The following is a 437-nucleotide window of genomic DNA, read 5'->3' on the forward strand; positions in this document are numbered from 1 at the left end:
TCTCAGTGTTGCTAATCTCAATTATGCCAATCTCATCTATGCTAACCTTAAGCAAGCTAATCTTAGTGATGCCCAATTAGAAGGTGCTAACCTCAGTCGTGCCAGACTTAAAGAAGCTAATCTCAAATTTGCTAACCTTAATAGTGCCCAATTAGAAGGTGCTAACTTAGCCCGTGCCAATTTAAGTAATGCAGACCTTGGAGGTGCTAACCTCAGTGGTGCTGATTTAGAATCAGCAATTCTAGTATTTGCGATTCTCAATGGTGTGGAGTTAGAAATAGCCAATCTTACAGATGCTAAATTACAAGCCGCTCAATTAGAAGGTGCAGACCTGAGTGATAGTACATTAGAGGGAGCAGACCTGAAAAATGCATACCTTATCCATGCCGATTTGACCCGTGCTAACCTCAAAAATGCTGATTTGCGAGGTGCTCAAG

1 protein-coding gene is annotated in these 437 nt (G+C 41.6%); it reads left to right on the forward strand.

Annotated elements, in window-relative coordinates:
* The coding region (locus AC5590_RS07515) for a pentapeptide repeat-containing protein (RefSeq protein WP_248277462.1) at window positions 1-437 on the forward strand (437 nt) is incomplete at both ends.

It is taken from the genome of Brasilonema octagenarum UFV-OR1, from assembly GCF_963888615.1.
GTDB lineage: Bacteria > Cyanobacteriota > Cyanobacteriia > Cyanobacteriales > Nostocaceae > Brasilonema > Brasilonema sennae.